Consider the following 20,880-nt stretch of genomic DNA (forward strand, 5'->3'; position numbering starts at 1 on the left):
GGGCTGTGCTAGGCGACCCACTTCGATTGAGGAGGCGGTCCCGGCCGCAAGAGAGTTATGGCTCCGAACGACGAGTTCATCCGCGAGGTCGACGAGGAATATCGCCGCGACCAGATCGCGCAGATCTGGAAGCGCTACAACGGCATCATCATCGGTGTTGCGATCCTCGTCGTGGCTGCCGTCGGCGGCTGGCGCTACTGGGAATATTACCAGGAGACTCGCTCCCAGGCCGCGGCCCTGCGTTACGAGGACGCCCTGAGGCTGTCCCGGGACGACAAGGGTAAGGATGCCGAGGGCGCCCTCGAGAGCCTCGCCAAGGAAGGCGACACCGGGTACGGCCTGCTCGCACGCTTTCGTCTGGCCGCGGAGCTTGGCCGGGAGAACGCCGAGAACGGCGCTTCGGCTTATGATGCCCTCGCCAAGGACGGAAACCTGAGCCCGCTCTGGCAGGATCTCGCCCGCCTGCGCGCCGCCTGGCTGCGCATCGACAGCGCGGATCCGGCGAAGATCCGGACGGATCTTGAGCGTCTCGCCGTTCCGGAGAATCCGTGGCGCCACTCGGCTCGCGAACTTCTCGGCCTTTCAGGCCTGAAGAGCGGCGACATGGACTATGCAGGCCGCTGGTTCGACCAGATCGCTGCGGACCACGATACGCCGTCGGCGCTCAAGCAGCGACTCGCGATCTATACTGCGCTCGTGGCCGGTGGCCCGGTTCCGGTTACTCAATAAAGGAATGCGAGGCAGGACATGACGCCTACCGTCGCCATTGTCGGGCGGCCGAATGTCGGCAAGTCGACCCTGTTCAATCGTCTGGTCGGTAAGAAGCTTGCGCTCGTCGACGACCGGCCTGGCGTAACTCGCGACCGCCGCGAGGGCGAGGCGCGCTTAGGCGATCTCGAATTCCGGGTCGTCGATACAGCAGGTCTCGAAGAGTCTACGGAGGAATCGCTCCTCGGCCGCATGCGGGCTCAGACCGAGGCTGCCATCGGCGATGCGGACGTGATCCTTTTCGTGGTGGATGCCCGCGTCGGCATCCTGCCCGCCGACCGGCCCTTCGCAGAACTGGCGCGCCGGTCCGGCAAGCCTGTCATCCTGATTGCCAACAAGGCGGAAGGTGGTGCGGGTCTCGCCGGTGCCTATGAGGCGTTCTCTCTCGGCCTCGGCGAGCCGGTGCCGCTCTCGGCCGAACATGGCGAGGGCATGGCCGATCTCTTCGAAGCCCTGATGCCTTACTTCCCCGAACCTCAGGACGAGGCCGAGGAAGAGAAAGAGGACCCTAACAAGCCGTTGCAGGTCGCCATCGTCGGGCGGCCAAATGCCGGCAAGTCGACCCTCATCAACAGGATGGTCGGCGAAGAGCGTCTGCTCACCGGCCCGGAGGCGGGAATTACCCGCGATTCCATCTCCCTCGACTGGACTTGGCGCGGCAAGGCTATCAAGCTGTTCGATACGGCCGGCCTGCGCAAGCGCGCGCGCGTCGAGGACAAGCTCGAGAAGCTCTCCGTCGCCGATGCGCTGCGCGCCGTGCGGTTCGCCGAGGTCGTGGTGGTGCTCCTTGACGCGACGATCCCATTCGAGAAGCAGGACCTCTCCATCGTCGATCTGGTGGAGCAGGAAGGCCGTGCGCTCGTGATCGGTCTCAACAAGTGGGATCTGGTCGCCGACCAGCCGGGCCTTCTGAAGGAACTGAAGGAGAAGGCTTCGCGCCTTCTGCCGCAGGTGAGGGGTGCGCCGGTGGTGCCGCTCTCGGGCCTTGCCGGCAACGGCATCGATGCCCTGATGAAGGCCATCGTCCAGGTCTATGAGACCTGGAACCGACGCATCGCGACGGCACGCCTCAACCAGTGGCTTTCCGAGGCTCTCGAGGCCAATCCGCCGCCCGCGGTGTCCGGGCGACGCATCAAGATTCGCTACATGACGCAGGTCAAGGCGCGGCCGCCACATTTCGCGATCTTCGGCAACCAGCTCGACGCCTTGCCGAAGAGCTATACGCGCTACCTCGTCAACGGAATCCGCGAAGCCTTCGAGCTTCCCGGCGTTCCGATCCGCATGTCGCTGCGTATGGGCCAGAACCCGTTCGACAAGGGACGGAAATAGGCCGTGGTCATTTGCAGGACGCTCGCCTCATGAAGCGTCCCTATCAAAAGCGGGACATCCGCGTCAGATGACCATGAAGTCGAGATAGGTCATCTTGAGACCCTTCTTGAGGGTGGTGATCTCAACCGCCTTGCCCTTACCCGAGCCGTCGGCGTCGTAAGAGAGCACGCCCTTCTTGGTGTCGTAGATCAGATAGTCATTCTTGTCCTTGGCCTTGTCGCCGATGGTGAAGAACGCCTTGTTGAGCTTGCCCGGCTTGGCTTCGCTGCCCTTGCCGAGCTTCTTGAACACCGCGTTGTCGAGCCAGAGCGTGTCGTCCTTGACATTGAAGTCGATGATCTTGTCGAGGTTGGTCTTCTTGTTCAATGCCGTGTTGAACACGAAGATGTCCTTGCCCGCACCCCCGGTGAGAATGTCATTGCCGAGACCGCCAGAGATCGTATCGTCGCCGGCCCCTCCAGCAATCACGTCCTTGCCCGCCCCACCCTTAATCACATTGGCGTCGTCGTTACCGACAGTCTTTCCGCCCGATGATGGCGCCGTCACCTCTGCGGTATGAGACGCTGCCACGATGCTCGTTGTGGTCTTATCCGCTCCGTCGGACACGCTGACTTGGATCTGGCGGTTTGTCGAAGCAGCAGATCCGGAATTGTAATAAATAAGGGCGTGAATGACCTTATTGACAGCATCCGATGTGGCGTTGCCATTGAACACGACATCGAAGGACGAGTTCGTTACGTTGTAGAGGTCGGCGAATACTTTGCTGTTGGCTTTGTCCCTTACTGGGCCACCTTCGACAAGGCCATTTGGTAATTCGACCGAGCCGAAATAGTCGATATCGACCCAGTCGTCGGCGCTCGCATTGAGAACCTTTACGGAGATTTTGCGGATGCCTTCATCATCGGTTGCCACCGCGTTGTTGCCCGCATCGACATAGACGGGATCGAGATTTTTCGCCTCGATCCGGTCTCCGTTGAGTCCGCTCAAGGTTGGTGCCGCGTTGCCCGCGCCATTGTCGCTGTCGTCCCAGACGTAGCTTGCGCTCCGGCGGTATAGGAGCGCGCGTTCCGCATCCGTGAACGTATCGCCGACAAGATGAATACGCGCGCCGCTCCGTAGCGAGAAATTCAACAGCGCGTTCTCGCCCGCGAAAAGCTGGCTTTTGTCGCCAATGACGATGTCGGCGTAGAGGGATGGATCCAGAAAGATATAATTGTTCGCGAAGGTCTTGCCGCGCAGATCGTAGGTCTGCAGGGGGGCGCCCGACAGATAAATCCGTGCCTGATTGGGAGCGTCGCTCCCATAGACGAGATTGATCGTGGCGAGCTGCTGCGCGCTCAAGTAGAGGTCACCGCCCCCGGAATTGAAGTATACTTCCTCAATCCCCGAGAACGACGCAAATTTCCTAAGATCGTAAGTGCCGGTGTCCGTCAGGACGAGCGCATCGTTTCCCGCACCGCCACTGATAGTCACATGGCTCCAGTCGTATTGGAGGAAGTTGCCCTGGGGGGTGATGAAATTGTCGTCGTCGGCTGTGCCAACGGCCGAATAATGTTGAGGATCGAGCGTAATGTCAGCGCCGGTCGCCATGGTGCACCTATCCAAAAGTCATACCAAATCAATTAGATAACGATATGATATAACTATCGGAAGATGTCGAATGTGCCAAGCGGCACACTGAAAGTGCAGGGTAGGGCTTCGAGACGCAGATTAGGCAGGCATCTGCGGCGTCAGCACTTTCCCGTCTTGCGTGAAGTCGTAGATCTTGCCGGTCTCGATCCAATCCGGAAGCGCCAGCTTCACGATATGCGGCGCGAGCTCCTCGGGCGTCTTGAGGGTCATCTGATCCTCGCCCGGCATGGCGGTCCGGCGCATGGCCGTCCGCAGCGGTCCCGGGTTGAGCAGCATCGCCTTCACGGGCGTCGTCACCGTCTCCGCCGCATAGGTCTGTACCAGGGCATTCAATGCCGCCTTGGAGACGGAGTAGACGCCCCAATAGGCCGTGCATTTGGTGGCGGTGCCGGACGTGACGAAGATGGCGCGGCCTGCATCGGAAGCGCGCAGCAGCGGATCCAAGGAGCGGATGAGGCGATAATTCGCCGTCACGTTGATGGCCATCACAGCGTCCCAGACCGGCTGGTCGACATGAGTGATGGGAGCCAGCTCGCCCAAGATGCCCGCATTGCCCAGGAGAATGTCGAGCTTGCCCCAGCGCTCGTAGATCGCTGCGCCGAGCCGGTCGAGGGCATCGAAATCCTTGAGATCCACCGGCACGAGAGTCGCGGAGGAGCCCTTGGCCCGGATCTCGTCGTCGAGGGATTCCAAGGCGCCCTGGGTCCGGGCGAGCGCGATGATGTGCGCCCCTGCTTCGGCAAGGGCAAGCGCTGCGGCGCGGCCGATGCCGCGCGACGCGCCGGTGACGACCGCGACGCGGTTCGCAAGAGGCTTGGTCATGGATCCTCAGTCAGCTTCGGCAAGGAGGGAAAGGCGGCGCGGCGTCGCCACCGTGAGATCGGTCAGCGGCGTCGGGTAATCGCCCGTGAAGCAGTGATCGGTGAACTGCGGCAAGGCGGCATTGCGGCCCGGCTCGCCCATGGCGCGATAGATGCCTTCGATGGACAGGAAGGCCAGGGAATCTGCGCCGATATAGGCGCGCATCTGCTCGAGGTCGTGGGTCGCCGCGAGGAGCTTCTCCTTCTCCGGCGTATCAATGCCGTAAAAATCCGGATGGGTGATCGGCGGGCTGGCGATGCGGAAGTGCACTTCCTTCGCGCCGGCCTCGCGCATCATGCGCACGATCTTCACGGATGTCGTGCCGCGCACCAGGCTGTCGTCGACGAGGACGATTCGCTTCCCCTCGATGGCGGAGCGGTTGGCTGAGTGCTTCATGCGCACGCCGAGTTCGCGCACGGATTGCGTGGGCTGGATGAAGGTCCGGCCGACATAGTGGTTGCGGATGATCCCGAGTTCATAGGGCAGGCCACAGCTCTGGGCGAAGCCGAGGGCGGCGGGCACGCCGGAATCGGGGACCGGAATCACCACATCGGCATTGGCGGGCGACTCCTGAGCGAGTTCCCGGCCCATGCCTTTGCGCACCTCATAGACGCTGCGGCCGTTCACGATGGAATCGGGCCGGGCGAAATAGATGTATTCGAAGATGCAGGGGCGCGGCGGCTGCTTCGGAGCGAAGCGGAAAGACTCGATTCCGTCCTCGGAGATCACGACGCATTCGCCGTTTTCGATGTCGCGCACGAAGCGGGCACCGATGATGTCGAGGGCGCAGGTCTCGGAGGTGAGGATGTAGCGGCCATCGAGTTCGCCGAGGACGAGCGGCCGAATCCCCAAAGGATCCCGGGCGCCGATGAGCTTCTTGTTGGTGAGCGCGACGAGCGAGTAGGCGCCCTCGATCTGCTTGATCGCCTCGAGGAAGCGATCGACCACGCGGCCGTGGCGGCTGCGGGCGACGAGGTGGACGATCACTTCGGTGTCGGTGGTCGACTGGCAAATGGCGCCTTCGCGGATCAGGTTCCGACGAAGGGTGAGGCCATTGGTGAGGTTGCCGTTATGGGCGACCGCCAGACCGCCGCCGTCGAGTTCGGCGAAGAGCGGCTGCACATTCCGAAGAATGGTCTCGCCCGTCGTGGAATAACGAACGTGGCCGATGGCCGAGAGGCCTTCCAGGCGCTCGATAACCGCGCGGTCCGAGAAGCCGTCGCCGACAAGGCCAAGCTTCCGCTCAAGGTGAAAGACATGGCCGTCGAAGGAGACGATGCCCGCAGCTTCCTGGCCGCGATGCTGGAGTGCGTGAAGACCCAGGGCGGTGATCGCAGCAGCATCGGGATGGCCGTAGATGCCGAAGACTCCGCATTCCTCGCGCAACGTATCGCCGTCGAGGTCAAGGTCCACCGTCTTGGGTTGGACCTGCCACGTCTCAGACAGAGAAGACATCGTCATTTCCTTGGGGTGGGCACCACGGGCGGCGCGTAAGGCCCCTATTTAATGAGCGTTCGACCAATCGCCAACGGTTATTGCGGCCGCTCCCCTGCAAAGACGCCGCAGCGCCCGTGCAAACCGCGGCACGGCGGGGCTTCAGCCCCGCGGCTGCGCCGGACGGGCAGGGGGCGCCGCAGGCGTAGCGGGAGCCGGATTGGGGCGCTGCGGATCGGGCTCAGCCGGCTCGCCGGTCTCCGGCTCGGCCGCCGTGCCCTTCTCGCGCAGCTTCTGGATCAGCGCTTCCGCATTCTCGGGCAACATAGCGATGATACTGTCGCGGGTATTTTCCATGGCGGGGCGGGTGCGCGAGGTCGCCGCCCAGTCGGGATTCTTGCCCTGCAGCAGCCAGCCAAGGAACGCCCACCCGATCACGCAGATCAGGAAGCCGCGAGCCGCTCCGAAGAAGAGCCCCAATGTCCGGTCGAGGGCGCCGATGCGCGAATCGAGGATCAGATCCGAGATCTGAACCGTGATGATCGAGACGATGATGAGGGTGACGACGAAGATGCCGCCGATGGCCGCCACCAGGGCGACGGTGTGATTATGGATATATTGCTGCGCCAGCGGCAGCACGGCCGGATGCAGGTACCAGGCGACGGCGGCGGCGGCGACCCAGGCCACGATCGCAAGAACCTCGCGCGTGAAGCCGCGAACGGCCGCCAGGAGACCTGAAATCAACACGACGCCGACGACGACAAGATCCAGAATTGAAAATGGCATGGGCCAAGCCTGACGCAGAAACGGGTGGGGACAGCCTCACGAGGCGGTTAAGGCGTCGGGTGTATAGCCGCAAGAAACGATTTCGTCACCCTTGGAGTATCCAGAGCATGAAGTGGGGTGGACCTCGCCCAGGATTAATGCTGCCGCTTCCGCTGAACGTCGGCTGCTCGGCAAAAGAAATCCCGGCAGTTTCCCGCCGGGATGGCTTATTAATGGACTATTTGCAGCTTAGATGAAGTGAAAATCGTCCGCCGTTAGCTTCAATCCCGGCTTCAGCTTTAGGATCTCAATGCCCTTCTTATGGCCCGAGCCGTCATTATCCAAATAAACGAAGCCGTTCTTTTTGTTATAATAAACGAAATCGTTCTTATCCTTTGCGTGATCGCCGACGATGAAGAACTTCTTGTTGAGCTTGCCTGCCTTCATGGCCTTGTTCTTAAAAGCCTTGATGGAGGACAGGCTGAACTCAAGAGTGTCGTCAGCGGAATTGAAATCCATCACCTGATCGAACTGGCCTTTCTTCAGCGGGCTGTCGAACACGAAGGTGTCTTTGCCCTTGCCGCCGTAAAGCATGTCCTTGCCCTGGCCGCCATTGAGGATGTCGTCTCCGTCCAGGCCGTAGAGCTTGTCGTTGCCGTTCCCGCCCAGGAGAATGTCGGAGCCTGCGGTCCCCGTGAGCTTGTCGTTCTTCGTGCTGCCAGTGAAGGTATCGACCCCATCTGTGACCCCAATGGTCAGGGTTCTCTCGAAAGTCAGACCGCCTGCGTCCTTCACCTCGACCTTGATCTGGTGGGAAGAGGCTGTCTCGTAATCGAGCTTCGAGCCGTCCGCGACCAGAAGCTTCTTGCCCGTGGAATCAAGCTGGAAACGACCGCCGGCATCGTCCTTCAGCTTGAACGTGAAAGTGTCGTTGGCATCGGGATCGAGCGCTGCCAGGGGGCCGATTTCGGTTCCTGCCGCAGCGTTCTCCGCGACCTTAGGTGCCGTGATGCCAAGAATGCCGATATCGGTCGGAGCTTCATTGACGTTCGTGACATTGATCGTAATGGCGCCCTTATCAACGACTGTGCCCATGTCGCCGTTCGCGGAGATCGCGACGTCGAAGTGGTTCAGATCGGCCCTTTCGAAGTCGAATAGATTACCACCTGTTTTGACAACGAGTTCATACTCGCCCGAGGTCGCATTGTGCCGAATCTCGAAGCGGTCGGCGATGCTGTCAGTGAGCGCATAAGTGAAGGTCTCGCCGTTCGCTCCGCCATCGACACTAAGCGTGCCAATAACGGTGTTGTTGTCAGGCATTTCGGCAACCGTCGTTGCCGAGAGGATAACTGTCGCATTCCTGGCCATTCTGGAACCCCGCCATTCTATAATGCGACCTCAGATGGCTGCCCAAGTCATAAATATATGATATATTGTATCATAAAATCAACGGCCCTTGGTATCGCGTACTCTTCAGTTAGACAGGGATGTCCCGTTATGCACTCCGTCGCCGGCTAGCGATTCCAGCTACCAGATCCGTGATATGCCCAATGGACGAAGCGGCGAGAGGAAGACGTTCCTTCTTGGTTTTGTCTACTCGTGCAGCCGGAGCGACAGCTCCTGAAAAACCAAGCTTTGCCGCCTCTTTGAGGCGTGCTTCTGCCTGGGCGACCGGCCGGATGGCGCCGGAGAGGCCCATTTCGCCGAAATAGACCGTATCAGGCGGAAGCGATGAGCCGGACAGGGACGATACCAGGGCCGCAGCGGCGGCAAGGTCCGCGGCGGGCTCGGTGATGCGCAGGCCGCCGGCGACGTTGAGATAGACGTCGTGCATGCCGAGTCTCAAACCCCCGTGAGCCTCCAGAACGGCCAGGATCATCGACAGACGGTTCGGATCCCAACCCACGACGGCACGGCGTGGCGTGCCGAGCGAGGAGGGGGCGACAAGGGCCTGGATCTCCACCAGCAGCGGACGGGTCCCTTCCATGCCGGCGAAGACGGCCGTTCCCGGCGTCGCGAGGTCGCGTCCGGCCAGGAAAAGCTCGGAGGGGTTGGGCACCTCGCGTAAGCCCTGGTCCGACATCTCGAACACGCCGATCTCGTCGGTGGGGCCGAAACGGTTCTTCACGGCGCGAAGAATGCGGAAATGGTGGCCGGTGTCACCCTCGAAGGAGACCACTGCATCCACCATGTGCTCGACGACGCGGGGGCCGGCGATCTGGCCGTCCTTCGTCACGTGTCCGACAAGGATCACCGCCGTGCCGGTGGTCTTCGCGAAGCGGATCAGCGCCTGGGCGCTGCCGCGGACCTGGGTCACGGTGCCGGGAGCCGATTCCACCGTCTCGGTCCACATGGTCTGGATCGAGTCGATGATGGCAAGCGCCGGCGGACGCCCCTGGGACAGGGTCGCGACGATATCCTCCACATTGGTCTCGGAAGCGAGCTCCACGGAGGACTGTCCGAGGCCGAGGCGTTCGGCGCGCAGGCGCACCTGCGCCACGGCCTCTTCGCCCGAGATATAGGCGACGCGCTGCCCGCGATTGGCGAGAGCGGCGGAGGCCTGCATGAGGAGGGTCGACTTGCCGATTCCTGGATCGCCGCCGAGCAGGATGACCGAGCCGTGCACGAAGCCGCCGCCGGTCACACGGTCGAGTTCGGCGATGCCGGATGGCGTGCGCGGGGCTTCCTTCGCCTCGCCCGAAAGGCCCTCGAGCGGAAAGATCCGGCCCTTGGCGCGGGATGGCCGCGTGGCGACGGGCCCGACCATCGGGTTCGCGGAGGCGGTCTCCTCGACGATGGTATTCCAGCCGCCGCAGGCCTCGCACTTGCCCTTCCAGCGGTTATAGACCGCGCCGCAGCTCTGGCATGCGAAGGACGGCTGACGCTTCGCCATCAGTCCTGCGCCTCGCGATAGGTCCGACGATAGCGCGCGCCGAGGCTCGTCAGAATTTCGTAGCCGATCGTGCCGGCCCGGCGGCCGACCTCGTCGATCGTGAGGGCACCGCCGATCAGGGTCACCGGAACGCCTCGCGCAATGTCGCCTTCGGGCACGTCCGTGACATCGACCGCGAGCAGATCCATGGAGATGGTGCCTGCAAAGGGGCAGAGCCGGCTCGCGACGATCGCCATTCCGGACAATGTCGCCTCGCCACTCTGGCCGCGGGCGCTGGCCGACCGCGAATAGCCATCCGCGTAACCGACCGAGACCGTGGCGATGCGGCGCTTGTCCCGGGCCGTCCAGCGGCCGCTATAGCCCACCGTCTCGCCGGCTTCGATCCAGCGTAGCTGCACGATCCTGCCTTCGAGCCCGACAACCGGGCGCATGGGATTCTCTTCGTCCGGCGTCGGATTGCCGCCATAGAGGGCGTAGCCCGGCCGGACGAGATCGAAATGCGGCTTTTCGCGTAAGAAAATGCCCGAGGAATTAGCGAGCGAGGCAGGAACATCGGGCAGCATATTCCGAACGGCGGTGAAAGCCTTGATCTGCTGCCCGTTGACCGGATTGTCCTGCTCCTCCGCGCTCGCAAAATGGCTCATGAGCAGCGAAGGCTCGAAGTCCTTCAGCTCGGAGCGGATCGGCAGCGCCAAGCCTTCCCTCACGGTGAGGCCGAGGCGGTTCATGCCGGTGTCGACGTGGATCGCAGCCGGGAAGCGGCGGCCTTCCGCGCGGCTGAAGGCCGCCCATTCCATGATCTCTTCGAGCGAGCCGAGAACCGGGCGTAGGTTGCTTGTCGCGTAAGCGGCGCAGGAGCCCGGCAGCAGGCCGTTGAGGACATAGATCGTCGCGTCGGGGGCGACTGCCCTCGTGCGAACCGCCTCGCTCACATGGGCTACGAAGAAGGTGCGGCAGCCGGCGCGGGCGAGGGCGGGCACGGCTTTCTCGATGCCGGTCCCGTAGGCATTCGCCTTGACCACGGCGCTTGCCTCCGCGCCGCCGGCAGCGTCGCGTAAGCAGCGCCAGTTGGAGGCGAGGGCGTCGAGATCGATATGGAGAAGTCCTCCGGCAGCGCTTTCGGAAGCGGTCGTCTCGGATGCGTTCTGCGGGATGTGCTTGTTCAATCGCCGATCCGTTCAGGAAGTTTATCTTCGTCCGCGAGATTGGTGAAGCGGGTGATGTCCGCCTGGAAGGCCAGCTGCACCGTGCCGGTGGGGCCGTGACGCTGCTTGCCTATGATCACCTCCGCCTTGCCGTGGACCTGGTCCATCTCGGCCTGCCATTTGAAGTATTCCTCGGTGCCGGGCTTCGGCTCCTTGTTCTTCAGATAATACTCTTCGCGATAAACGAACATCACCACGTCGGCGTCCTGCTCGATCGAGCCCGATTCACGGAGGTCGGAGAGCTGAGGGCGCTTGTCGTCGCGCGATTCCACCTGACGGGAGAGCTGGGACAAGGCGATGATCGGAACCGCAAGCTCCTTGGCGAGCGCCTTGAGGCCGGTGGTGATCTCGGTCAGCTCCTGAACCCGGTTTTCGCCCTTCTTGGCGGAGGCGGAGAGGAGCTGGAGGTAGTCGACCACCAGCACGTCGAGGCCCCGCTGGCGCTTCAGGCGTCGTGCCCGGGCGGCGAGCTGCGCGATGGAGATGCCGCCGGTCTGGTCGATGTAGAACGGGATCGACTGCATTTCCCGCGCGGCTTCCGTGATCTTGTAGAAATCGTCCTCGCGCATGTCGCCGCGGCGGATCTTGTAGGACGCGACGCCAGACTGCTCGGCGATGATACGGGTTGCGAGCTGTTCGGATGACATTTCGAGCGAGAAGAAGCCGACGATGCCGCCGTTGACGGTCTTCATGGTCCCGTCCTGCTGCTTCTCCGCTTGGTAGGCCTTGGCGATGTTGAAGGCGATGTTGGTGACAAGAGAGGTCTTACCCATGGCTGGGCGGCCGGCCAGGATCACGAGGTCCGACGACTGAAGGCCGCCGAGGGTCCGGTCGAGATCGATCAGACCCGTCGAGATGCCCGACAGCTTGCCTTCGCGCTTATAGGCCGCCGCCGCCATGTCGATGGCCTGGGTCAGGGCATCGGAGAAGCGCTGGAAGCCACCGTCATATCGGCCTGTCTCAGCCAGTTCGTAGAGACGGCGCTCGGCCTCCTCGATCTGCTCGCGCGGCGAGGTGTCGACCGGAGCGTCGTAAGCGACGTTCACGAGATCCTCGCCGATGGTGATCAGGTTTCGGCGAACGGCGAGATCATAAATCGTCCGGCCGTAATCCTCCGCGTTGATGACGGTCGTTGCCTCCGCAGCTAGGCGGGCAAGGTATTGCGAAACCGTGACGCCGCCGAGGTCCTGATCGCCGAGGAAGGTCTTCAGAGTGATCGGGGTCGCGACCTTGCCAGCCTTGATCAGGCTCGTGGCGACCTCGTAGACGCGGCGGTGAAGGTCTTCCATGAAATGGGACGCTTCAAGAAAGTCCGATACGCGATAATAGGCGTCATTATTGACCAGGATCGCGCCGAGAAGCGCCTGCTCGGCATCGATGTTGTTCGGTGCGACGCGGAATTGCGGTTCGGCAGCGTCGATGCGGGCAATCAGGGCATTGGCGGTGGCCATCCGGCGCTCCGAAAAACAAATTCAGGGATCGGACATCCATAAACCAGATTCGGGCAATGAAAGGTTGCCGCCCGGACACAGGTCGAGACTCGGCCCGGACCTGTATGGTTTGTCCTCGTTGTCCCCGATTCTCACACTGCACTTGTCCACCGACCGGCGGAGCGTTTTTCGCTTGCCCTTTAACGAAAAGGCGCTCTCCGCCGAATCGACGGAAAGCGCCATTCTGGAACAAAAAGTGAACGAGAGCAAGTGCTCCCGTTCCGCTCGAGACTTAGAGCTCGACGTCTCCGGCTTCCGCGAGAGCCGCACCGACTTCGAGGCCGAGATCGTCGAGGTTGGTCTCTTCACGGGTCGTCACCGACTCGCCGCGAGCCTGACGCTCTGCTTCCTCGGGGCTGCGGGCGACGTTGATGGTCACCTCGACCTCGACTTCCGGATGCAGCGAAACCGGGACCGCGTGCAGGCCCAGCGTCTTGATCGGGGTGTTGAGGACGATCTGGTGACGGTCAACCGAGAAGCCATCCTTGGTCATCGTCTCGGCCAGGTCGCGGGTCGAGACTGATCCGTAGAGGACGCCCGTCTCGCCGGCCTGGCGGATGATGGTGAAGCTCTGACCGTTCAGCTTCTCGCCGACGGCTTCAGCTTCCTTGCGGCGCTCGAGGTTGCGGGCCTCGAGCTGGGCGCGCTGCGTCTCGAAATGCTCTTTGTTGGTCTTGGTGGCGCGCAGAGCCTTGCCGCGGGGCAGGAGGAAGTTGCGCGCATAGCCGTCGCGCACCTTCACGGTCTCGCCCATCTGGCCGAGCTTTGCGACGCGCTCGAGAAGGATCACTTCCATTGGTTTTCTCCTTGAATGTTCGTGATCAGGTGGAAAGGGTAGGAGGAACATTCGGGCCGCGCCCCTTGCCACGGAAGCGGCGGCGTAGCCCGAAAACAGAATCGGCAAGGCCGAACAGCGACAGGGCGACCATCAGGAGGCCCTGAGATACGAACAGCACCACGTAGACGGCGCCGAGAATGAGCCCGCGAACCGGATTGCCGCGGGTGCGATCGTGGACGGCCGCGAGGCCCTGCAAGGCAAAGGCCATGAACAGCGCGCCGGCCAGGGCTGCGAAGAAAACACCTAGAAAATTGTCGAGCTGGAACAGCATGACGAGCACACAGGCTCCCAGCAGCAAACCTGCAGCCCTCGGCATGATCAGGTCCGGCACCGACGGCCAGGGGCGCGGCAGGCGCTTCGAGATCGCGACGACCTTCGCGGCAGCCCACAGATACAGCGCCAGGACAATCGTGAAGCCCTGGGCGGACAGGAACGGCGTCACGCGGGAGAACAGCTCGATCAGTTCCGTGCGGGTCTCGGCATCCAGGCTGTCCGGCTGCCCGGCAGGGAACTGCAGGTTCACGAAGGCCTGAGCGATCTCGCGGGCATTCGCCAGGAACACGTCGTAGTCGCCTCGTGTCGAGATGATTCCGGCGGCAACGACGGTCATGGCGGCGGTTGCTGCGACCCAGGTGAGCAGACGGCCGATCGGGTACCACTCGATGGCACCGTTCTCCGTCGGGCGACCGAGGAGCGCCAGATAGGCCAACCACCATGCAGGCAGTCCCGTCACGGCGGTAAAGCCCAGTCCGCTCAGCGGGGAGATGGCGATGCCGATCGCCAGGCCGCCGACGGCGGCCGCAACGAGGCCGGAGCGATGGTTCCAGCCGAGGGCAACGATCAGGACGGGAATCGGAGACAGGAGATACAGGACGGCGGCCAGCGGAGTCGCTTTCACGATCACCGCGGTCAGAAGGGCCGAAACGAGGCCCGCGCCGATGCCTGGAAGAAGAAAGTTCATGGATCTCGCTGTCCCGCTGCTTTCGTGCAGGGTTAGGGGCCGTTGCCCCAACTGACCCGACGGATTTTCACCGCCGAGCGATTGGTCGAAGGGAGGCTGCGGAAGTGCAGCCTCACCGATCTTAGCGGATCACGTAGGGCAGCAGGCCCATGAAGCGGGCGCGCTTGATCGCCTGGGCGAGTTCACGCTGCTTCTTGGCCGAAACGGCCGTGATGCGCGAAGGCACGATCTTGCCGCGCTCGGAAATGTAGCGCGAGAGAAGCTTCGTGTCCTTGTAGTCGATCTTCGGAGCGTTCGGGCCCGAGAACGGGCAGGTCTTACGCCGACGGAAGAAAGGACGACGGCCACCGCCGCCACCAGCACCCATAGCCATGTTTATGCCTCCTCGCCTTCGGACTCATATCCGCCGCCGTCGCGCTCGCGGCGCTCGCGATCCTTGCGCTCGTCACGGTCGCGCTTCTGCATCATCACGGAGGGCTCGGTCTCGAGCTCTTCCACGCGGATGGTCATGAAGCGAAGGATGTCTTCGTTGATGCGCATCTGACGCTCCATCTCGGCGACCGCCGGAGCGGGAGCGTCGAGGTTGAACATCGTGAAGTGCGCCTTGCGGTTCTTCTTGATGCGGTAGGCGAGGGACTTCACGCCCCACATTTCGGTCTTCTCGACCTTGCCACCGTTCTGCTCGATGACCGCCTTGTACTGGTCGACCATCGCTTCGACCTGCTGGGACGTGACGTCCTGGCGAGCCAAAAAGACATGCTCGTAGAGAGGCATATTGGGCCTTTCTCAGGTTTGAGTTCAAGCCGTCACACTGCTTGTGAGGAAGCGTTTCGGCTGGTTTCGCGCGTCCGATCGGCGCCAAGCCCTTCGAGCCTGCAAGGCCCGAGCGGTTGTCGAAGGCGGAGACACGGGACGACGGGTCCGAAAACCCTGCACGGCCAAGCCGTACCGTCCGTTCAGCCCCCGGCCGGAGCGAACGCGAAGCGCGGTCCATAGAAGATATTCGCCGAGAATGCAAGCGCGGCCGGTCTGCTCCCGGTAGATCTCGGGCCGATCCGTAAGGACGAGGCTCGTCCACCCTAGTCAAAAGCCGCCCTTAGGATAAAACAACCTCATGACAGCTCTTCCCCTTCGCCTCGGCGTCAATATCGATCATGTCGCAACCGTCCGGAATGCCCGCGGCGGTGTTCATCCGGACCCGATCCGCGCTGCCCATCTCGCCGTTCTGGCTGGGGCGGACGGGATAACCGCCCACTTGCGCGAGGACCGGCGCCATATCCGCGACCAGGACATGGAGCGTCTCAAGCGCCAACTCTTCGTGCCTTTGAATTTCGAGATGGCCGCAACCCCCGAGATGGTTGCGCTCGCGACCAAGCTTCGGCCGCATGCTTCCTGCTTGGTGCCGGAGAAGCGCGAGGAGCGTACGACGGAAGGTGGCCTCGACATCATCGGCGGCGCTGCCCATCTGCGTCCTGCGATCCAAGAGCTGAAGGGGGCGGGCATCCGCGTGTCTCTGTTCGTCGAACCCGAGACCGACGTCATGGATGCCGCCCGCGACCTCGGCGCCCCTGTCGTGGAGCTCCACACCGGCACCTATTGCGAGGCGGTTCTGGAGGGCGATACCGCGCAAGTCGCTCACGAATTGGAAAGGTTGCGGAAGGCCGCGGCACATGGCGCGAGGATCGGGCTCGAGATTCACGCCGGCCATGGGCTCGACCTGCAATCCGTGCGGCCGGTCGCGGCGATCCCGCAGATCGCGGAGCTCAACATCGGTCACTTTCTCATCGGCGAGGCGATCTTCCTCGGCCTTGACGAGGCGGTTCGCGGCATGCGGGCGGCTATGGACGAGGGACGTCGGCAGGCCGGGGCCGCCACAGGGTTTGCGGCACCCGGTGAGGGCCGATGATCGTCGGCATCGGGTCCGATCTTTGCGACATCCGCCGGATTGAGCGCTCGCTTCAACGCTTTGGCGATCGATTCACGCACCGGATCTTTACCGAAGGTGAGCGGGCCCGCAGCGACCGCCGGGCAGCGCGGGCGCCTTCCTATGCGCGTCGGTTCGCCGCCAAGGAGGCCTGCGCTAAAGCGCTGGGCACGGGCCTCAGTCACGGTGTATTCTGGCGTGACATGGAGGTGGTGAACCTGAGAAGCGGAAAGCCGACCTTGAGATTGACGGGAGGGGCTCTCGCCCGGTTGCAGACGATGATCCCCGAAGGACACGAAGCAGTTCTTCACGTCTCTTTGACCGACGATCCGCCACTCGCTCAAGCCTTCGTGATCATCGAGGCCGTCCCTATAAAGTAAATCGGCCGCGTTGCGACGCAGCGCGCCATGGGCTAGACCGCCGCGACGACTTGAGAACGGCCCCACGGCCCTTCACTCCTCAAGCATGGATCGACAGACGTGAGCGAAAACGCCAAGAAAATGACCGGCGAGACCGTCAAGAAGGAAGAGAGCGGGATCTGGGAGACCGTCAAGGTCATCCTTCAGGCGCTCCTGATCGCCGTGGTCGTCCGGACCGTTCTGTTCCAGCCGTTCAATATTCCTTCGGGCTCCCTGATCCCGACCCTGCTGATCGGCGACTATCTCTTCGTGTCCAAATACGCCTACGGCTATTCGAAGCATTCGATCCCCTTCAGCCCGCCGGTCTTCTCCGGCCGGATCTTCGGTTCGCAGCCCAAGCGCGGGGACATCGTGGTCTTCAAGCTGCCGAAGGACAACTCGACGGATTACATCAAGCGCGTGGTCGGATTGCCGGGCGACAAGATCCAGGTCATCGGCGGCGTTCTCCAGATCAACGGCAAGCCGATCCAGCGCGAGCGGGTCGAGGATTACAAGACGACCGATCTCTATGGCCGCACGATCGCCGTACCGCAGTACAAGGAGACCTTCCCGGAGGGCACGACTCACTATGTGATCGAGCGGGATGGCGACCGGGGCTACTGGGACAACACGGAAGTTTATACGGTGAAGCCCGGCTATTACTTCATGATGGGTGACAACCGGGACAACTCGACCGATTCCCGCGACGAGGCGAATGTCGGGCAGGTGCCGGCGGAGAACCTCGTCGGCCGTGCCGAGATCATCTTCTTCTCCATCGACGAGGATGCTTCCCTGTGGCGGCCCTGGGAATGGCCGAGCCACATCCGATGGAACCGGATATTCGAGCGGATCCACTAGCCCCGTGACCCGTCGCACGCCCCAGCCGGAGAAACTTCAGGAGACGCTCGGCTACCGCTTCGCGCGTCCGGAGCTCCTTGTGGAGGCGCTGACCCATGTCAGCGCGCCGGGGGCGAGCGGACAGAGCTATCAGCGTCTCGAATTCCTGGGCGACCGGGTTTTGGGCCTTATCGTGGCCGAGATGCTCTATCAGGCCTTTCCCGGATCTCCCGAGGGAGAGCTGTCCCGGCGGCTGGCAGAGCTCGTCCGTCGCGAGAGCTGCGCCGAGGTCGCCATCGCTTGGGACGTCGGGCCTTATATGAAGCTCGGTGCGGGCGAGGCGCAGTCGGGTGAGCGACGGAACCATACGATCCTCGCCGATGTCTGCGAGGCCATCATCGGCGCAGTCTTCCTTGACGGGGGCTACGAGGCCGCCAAGGTGCTGGTGGCGCAGGCGTTCAAGGAGCTTCTGCATGCGCCTCGGCGCCCGTTGCGGGACCCGAAGAGCGCCTTGCAGGAATGGGCGCAAGGGAAGGGGTTCCCTCCGCCCACTTATGCTGTGGTTGAGCAGACGGGCCCCGATCACGCCCCGAAGTTTCGGGTGTCCGTGAAGGTGAAGGATCACAACAGCGACTTCGGCCTCGGTGCATCGAAGCGAGCGGCGGAACAGGAAGCGGCGCGAAGCCTTCTTTTCCGCGAAGGTGTTTGGACACAGGAAGACCAGGGAAATGACTGAGGAGACACTCACGAAGGCAGGATTCGTCGCACTCATCGGTGCACCGAACGCCGGCAAATCGACCCTTCTGAATGCCCTTGTCGGATCGAAGGTCTCCATCGTTTCGCGCAAGGTGCAGACGACCCGCGCGCTCGTCCGCGGCATTGCCATTGAAGGCGAGGCACAGATCGTCTTCGTCGACACGCCCGGCATCTTCAAGCCGAAGCGCCGTCTCGACCGCGCGATGGTGACATCCGCCTGGGGTGGGGCAGGCGACGCGGATGCGGTGGCACTTCTGCTCGATGCGCGCAAGGGCGTGGACGAAGATGCCGATGCGATCCTGGAGAAGCTGCCAGAGCTGAAGCAGCCGAAAGTTCTCATCCTCAACAAGATCGACCTGATCGAGCGCTCGAAGCTCCTCGAGCTTGCGTCCTCGCTCAATGCGCGGGTCAATTTCGCGCACACGTTCATGATCTCGGCGCTCAACGGTGACGGCATCGATCGGCTCAAGACCGAGCTTGCCCGCATGATGCCGGAAGGGCCCTGGCTCTATCCGGAGGACCAGATCTCGGATGCGCCGCTGCGCATGCTCGCAGCCGAAATCACCCGCGAGAAGATCTACGAACGCCTGCACGAGGAATTGCCCTACCAGTCCACGGTCGAGACCGACCAGTGGCAGCAGCGGCCGGACGGCTCGGTGCGCATTGAGCAGACGATCTTCGTGGAGCGCGACAGCCAGCGCAAGATCGTGCTCGGCAAGGGCGGCCAGACCATCAAGGCCATCGGCCAGGCGGCGCGCAAGGAAATCGCCGAGATCGCCGAGGCGCCGGTGCACCTCTTCCTGTTCGTGAAGGTGCGCGAGAACTGGGGCGACGATCCCGAACGCTATCGCGAAATGGGTCTGGAATTCCCGCGCGGTTGAAGGTTCCCGGACGTCCAGCGCGGCGCGTCCTGGGGGCGCACGTGCTGAGTGTTTTCAAAGCCGATAGGCCGTCCTCAACCCGCCCCAGTGACGTCCAAGGATGCGGATCGGGGCGTCCACCTCCTGCATCATCACGATCTTGCCGCCACCCATGTCGCGCGCATAGGCCTGCACCACGAAGGGCCGCGTGGATCTCGCTGCGGTAATTCCGGCTCGGTCGTCGAAGATCCGCTTGTTGCGGGCATGGGCCGCATTCCAGACCGGATCATCGGGCCGCTGCGGCTGCGAATAGATTGTGTTGTGAACTGGAATATAGCCATTGCGATCGATGGCGAGACAGAATGCCATCTTGGGATCGGAGGCGAGGGCGGGCTCGATCACCTGAGGGAGAAGACGCTCGAAGACCGGTAGATAGGTCGTCGCATATTGAACCGGATTGGTGGCCGCAATGGCGCGATAGTCGGTGTCGAACACCGCCTCCCGCGAGAGGGTGCCGTCGGTCATCGCATTCGCGATGAGATCCTCGACCCGTCGCGCGGTTTCCTGGGCGAGAAAAATGCGAGCGCGATAGCTTGCCTCGACATCCGCGACGAAGCTCTCGATCTTCATGCGACTCTCGTCTCCGAGTGCGATGAAAGTGCAGTGGTGTCCCATCGCGCTCGACGCCACCACGCGCACAGCAGCGCGTCCGAGGCCGCGGATCTCGAGATCCGCTTCGCTGCCTGGAGCAAGGTGCGCATCGGGCACATTTGCCAAAAGCACGCCGCCGACGCTGATGTCGACGGTGCGCGATGTGAGGCGGCGGCCCCCGACCGTGAGCATCGCCTCGCGGTCGACCGGAAACCGGTCGCTTTGTCGACGGTCGCCGATTTCGCTCTGTCGGACCACGGTCACGAACCGCTCTCCCAACGCCTTGGCGAGTCCGTCGGCCGCTTTCGTCGCTTTGTCTGCGCGATGCGCCAATTCGCCGGCATCCAGGACGATACGGTCCACCTGCGCGGCTCTTTCGCTGACTTGGCCGACGCTCGACGATGCTGCGCTCGCCAGTCGTGCGACCTCGCCGATAGCTGCGTCCTGTTCTCCGACGGCTTGGCGCACTGTGTCGAAAACGGGCTGGACGTCCTGGACGACACTGGCAATTTCCATCACCGCGTCCGTCGATGCGCCGGCGGTATCGCGCAGACGGGCAATCCGTTGCCGGATGTCGTCTGCCGCATTGGTCGTCTCGACGGACAGGGCCTTGACCTCTCCGGCGACGACCGCAAATCCGCGCCCCGCTTCCCCGGCCCGCGCCGCCTCGATCGTGGCGTTGAGAGCGAGGAGATTCGTCTGCCGAGCCACAGCCGAGATCGTGTCGACGATGCCGACGATTTCTGCCGTGGCGGAGGAGAGCTGCGCGATCAGATCGCTTGCTTTCCGCGCTGCATTCACGGCATCGCCGATGCGGCCGCTCGCCCGGTCCATGGCGCGGCCGATCTCGACCGATGTCGTGGCGAGCTGCTCGGTGGAAGAAGCAAGCGACAGCGTTTCTCCGGAGGCCGATTGTCCTGAGGCAGCAAGCTCACCCAGATGGGTCCGGACGGATGCCAGATCCTGCTCGACGGCGGTCACATCCGAAGCGGCTTCCGCAATGGCTTGCGTCACGCCTGCGATGGCTTTGAGAACGTCACCCTCCAAGGCATCGACCGCCTCTGTGTCGAGCTGTGCCTTCGGTATTTCGAGGTTGACTGGCGCTTCCGGCGTTTCCTTCTGGGGAGCTTCCGACATGACCGGTTGCGGCGCGCGTCGCAGGAGGCCAAGCATCGTCTTTTCTCTTGGTTAATGGCGTTAACCTAAGGTCATGTCAAAAAGTTAATTAATGAAGAATGTCTGATTTCGCGTGCTTGCCATGCGGGAATACTCAGGCCA

General features: G+C 62.8%; 20 protein-coding genes. 7 read left to right on the plus strand and 13 right to left on the minus strand.

Annotated elements, in window-relative coordinates:
• The first annotated feature begins 57 nt into the window (after positions 1-57).
• Both K9B37_RS11440 and der read left to right on the plus strand, forming a co-directional pair.
• Positions 58-729 carry a tetratricopeptide repeat protein gene (locus tag K9B37_RS11440; protein ID WP_224313208.1) on the plus strand — a complete coding sequence of 224 codons (672 nt, stop codon included), beginning with the start codon at positions 58-60 and terminating at the stop codon, positions 727-729.
• 18 nt (positions 730-747) lie between these two features.
• Positions 748-2,097, plus strand: a complete 1,350-nt coding sequence (der, locus tag K9B37_RS11445; protein ID WP_224313209.1) for a ribosome biogenesis GTPase Der — start codon at positions 748-750, stop codon at positions 2,095-2,097.
• A 63-nt stretch (positions 2,098-2,160) separates the two neighbouring features.
• Here der and K9B37_RS11450 read toward each other — a convergent pair whose 3' ends face one another.
• The 12 genes from K9B37_RS11450 to rpsF all read right to left on the minus strand — a co-directional run bounded on the left by K9B37_RS11450 (position 2,161) and on the right by rpsF (position 14,950).
• Positions 2,161-3,687 (minus strand): calcium-binding protein, encoded by a 1,527-nt coding sequence (locus K9B37_RS11450; protein WP_224313210.1) that lies wholly within the window; start codon positions 3,685-3,687, stop codon positions 2,161-2,163.
• Positions 3,688-3,807: 120 nt separating this feature from the next.
• Entirely contained in the window at positions 3,808-4,551 is a 744-nt protein-coding gene (locus K9B37_RS11455) for an SDR family NAD(P)-dependent oxidoreductase (protein ID WP_224313211.1), read from the minus strand.
• Positions 4,552-4,557: 6 nt separating this feature from the next.
• Positions 4,558-6,045: an amidophosphoribosyltransferase gene (gene purF, locus K9B37_RS11460; RefSeq protein WP_224313212.1), complete on the minus strand. Its 1,488-nt coding sequence runs from the start codon at positions 6,043-6,045 to the stop codon at positions 4,558-4,560.
• Positions 6,046-6,186: 141 nt separating this feature from the next.
• Positions 6,187-6,810 carry a CvpA family protein gene (locus tag K9B37_RS11465; RefSeq protein ID WP_224313213.1) on the minus strand — a complete coding sequence of 208 codons (624 nt, stop codon included), beginning with the start codon at positions 6,808-6,810 and terminating at the stop codon, positions 6,187-6,189.
• Positions 6,811-7,038: 228 nt separating this feature from the next.
• The gene (locus K9B37_RS11470) at positions 7,039-8,157 is read right to left on the minus strand and encodes a cadherin domain-containing protein (protein ID WP_224313214.1); all 1,119 of its coding nucleotides are present in this window, start codon (positions 8,155-8,157) and stop codon (positions 7,039-7,041) included.
• A gap of 127 nt (positions 8,158-8,284) precedes the next feature.
• A complete protein-coding gene (gene radA, locus K9B37_RS11475; RefSeq protein ID WP_224313215.1) occupies positions 8,285-9,682 on the minus strand; it encodes a DNA repair protein RadA in 1,398 nt (465 codons plus the stop codon).
• Complete coding sequence (gene alr, locus K9B37_RS11480) at positions 9,682-10,848, minus strand: alanine racemase (RefSeq protein ID WP_224313216.1); 1,167 nt, start codon at positions 10,846-10,848, stop codon at positions 9,682-9,684. The genes radA and alr overlap by 1 nt, the downstream gene beginning before the upstream one ends.
• On the minus strand, positions 10,845-12,338 hold the full coding sequence (locus K9B37_RS11485; RefSeq protein ID WP_224313217.1) for a replicative DNA helicase: 1,494 nt from the start codon (positions 12,336-12,338) through the stop codon (positions 10,845-10,847). Before K9B37_RS11485 ends, alr begins: the two co-directional genes overlap by 4 nt.
• 271 nt (positions 12,339-12,609) lie before the next feature.
• Entirely contained in the window at positions 12,610-13,173 is a 564-nt protein-coding gene (rplI, locus tag K9B37_RS11490; RefSeq protein ID WP_224313218.1) for a 50S ribosomal protein L9, read from the minus strand.
• Positions 13,174-13,198: 25 nt separating this feature from the next.
• On the minus strand, positions 13,199-14,176 hold the full coding sequence (locus K9B37_RS11495) for a DUF2232 domain-containing protein (RefSeq protein WP_224313219.1): 978 nt from the start codon (positions 14,174-14,176) through the stop codon (positions 13,199-13,201).
• A gap of 121 nt (positions 14,177-14,297) precedes the next feature.
• Positions 14,298-14,549, minus strand: coding sequence for a 30S ribosomal protein S18 (gene rpsR, locus K9B37_RS11500; protein WP_224313220.1), 252 nt, complete (start codon positions 14,547-14,549; stop codon positions 14,298-14,300).
• A gap of 2 nt (positions 14,550-14,551) precedes the next feature.
• Positions 14,552-14,950 (minus strand): 30S ribosomal protein S6, encoded by a 399-nt coding sequence (rpsF, locus tag K9B37_RS11505; protein ID WP_224313221.1) that lies wholly within the window; start codon positions 14,948-14,950, stop codon positions 14,552-14,554.
• A gap of 340 nt (positions 14,951-15,290) precedes the next feature.
• On the opposite strand from rpsF, the gene K9B37_RS11510 reads away from it, so the two are divergent.
• The 5 genes from K9B37_RS11510 (at position 15,291) to era (ending at position 18,972) form a co-directional block, all read left to right on the plus strand.
• A complete protein-coding gene (locus K9B37_RS11510) occupies positions 15,291-16,082 on the plus strand; it encodes a pyridoxine 5'-phosphate synthase (protein ID WP_224313222.1) in 792 nt (263 codons plus the stop codon).
• The gene (gene acpS, locus K9B37_RS11515; RefSeq protein ID WP_224313223.1) at positions 16,079-16,480 is read left to right on the plus strand and encodes a holo-ACP synthase; all 402 of its coding nucleotides are present in this window, start codon (positions 16,079-16,081) and stop codon (positions 16,478-16,480) included. Before K9B37_RS11510 ends, acpS begins: the two co-directional genes overlap by 4 nt.
• Before the next feature lie 120 nt (positions 16,481-16,600).
• Positions 16,601-17,356, plus strand: coding sequence for a signal peptidase I (lepB, locus tag K9B37_RS11520; RefSeq protein ID WP_224313319.1), 756 nt, complete (start codon positions 16,601-16,603; stop codon positions 17,354-17,356).
• A complete protein-coding gene (rnc, locus tag K9B37_RS11525) occupies positions 17,283-18,071 on the plus strand; it encodes a ribonuclease III (protein ID WP_439651715.1) in 789 nt (262 codons plus the stop codon). Before lepB ends, rnc begins: the two co-directional genes overlap by 74 nt.
• Positions 18,064-18,972: a GTPase Era gene (gene era / locus K9B37_RS11530; protein ID WP_224313225.1), complete on the plus strand. Its 909-nt coding sequence runs from the start codon at positions 18,064-18,066 to the stop codon at positions 18,970-18,972. Before rnc ends, era begins: the two co-directional genes overlap by 8 nt.
• 54 nt (positions 18,973-19,026) lie before the next feature.
• Here the strand turns inward: era and K9B37_RS11535 are convergent, their stop codons facing one another.
• Positions 19,027-20,775 (minus strand): methyl-accepting chemotaxis protein, encoded by a 1,749-nt coding sequence (locus K9B37_RS11535; protein ID WP_224313226.1) that lies wholly within the window; start codon positions 20,773-20,775, stop codon positions 19,027-19,029.
• Positions 20,776-20,880: the final 105 nt, after the last annotated feature.

This window comes from Microvirga puerhi (assembly GCF_020089865.1).
In the GTDB taxonomy this organism is placed as follows: domain Bacteria; phylum Pseudomonadota; class Alphaproteobacteria; order Rhizobiales; family Beijerinckiaceae; genus Microvirga; species Microvirga puerhi.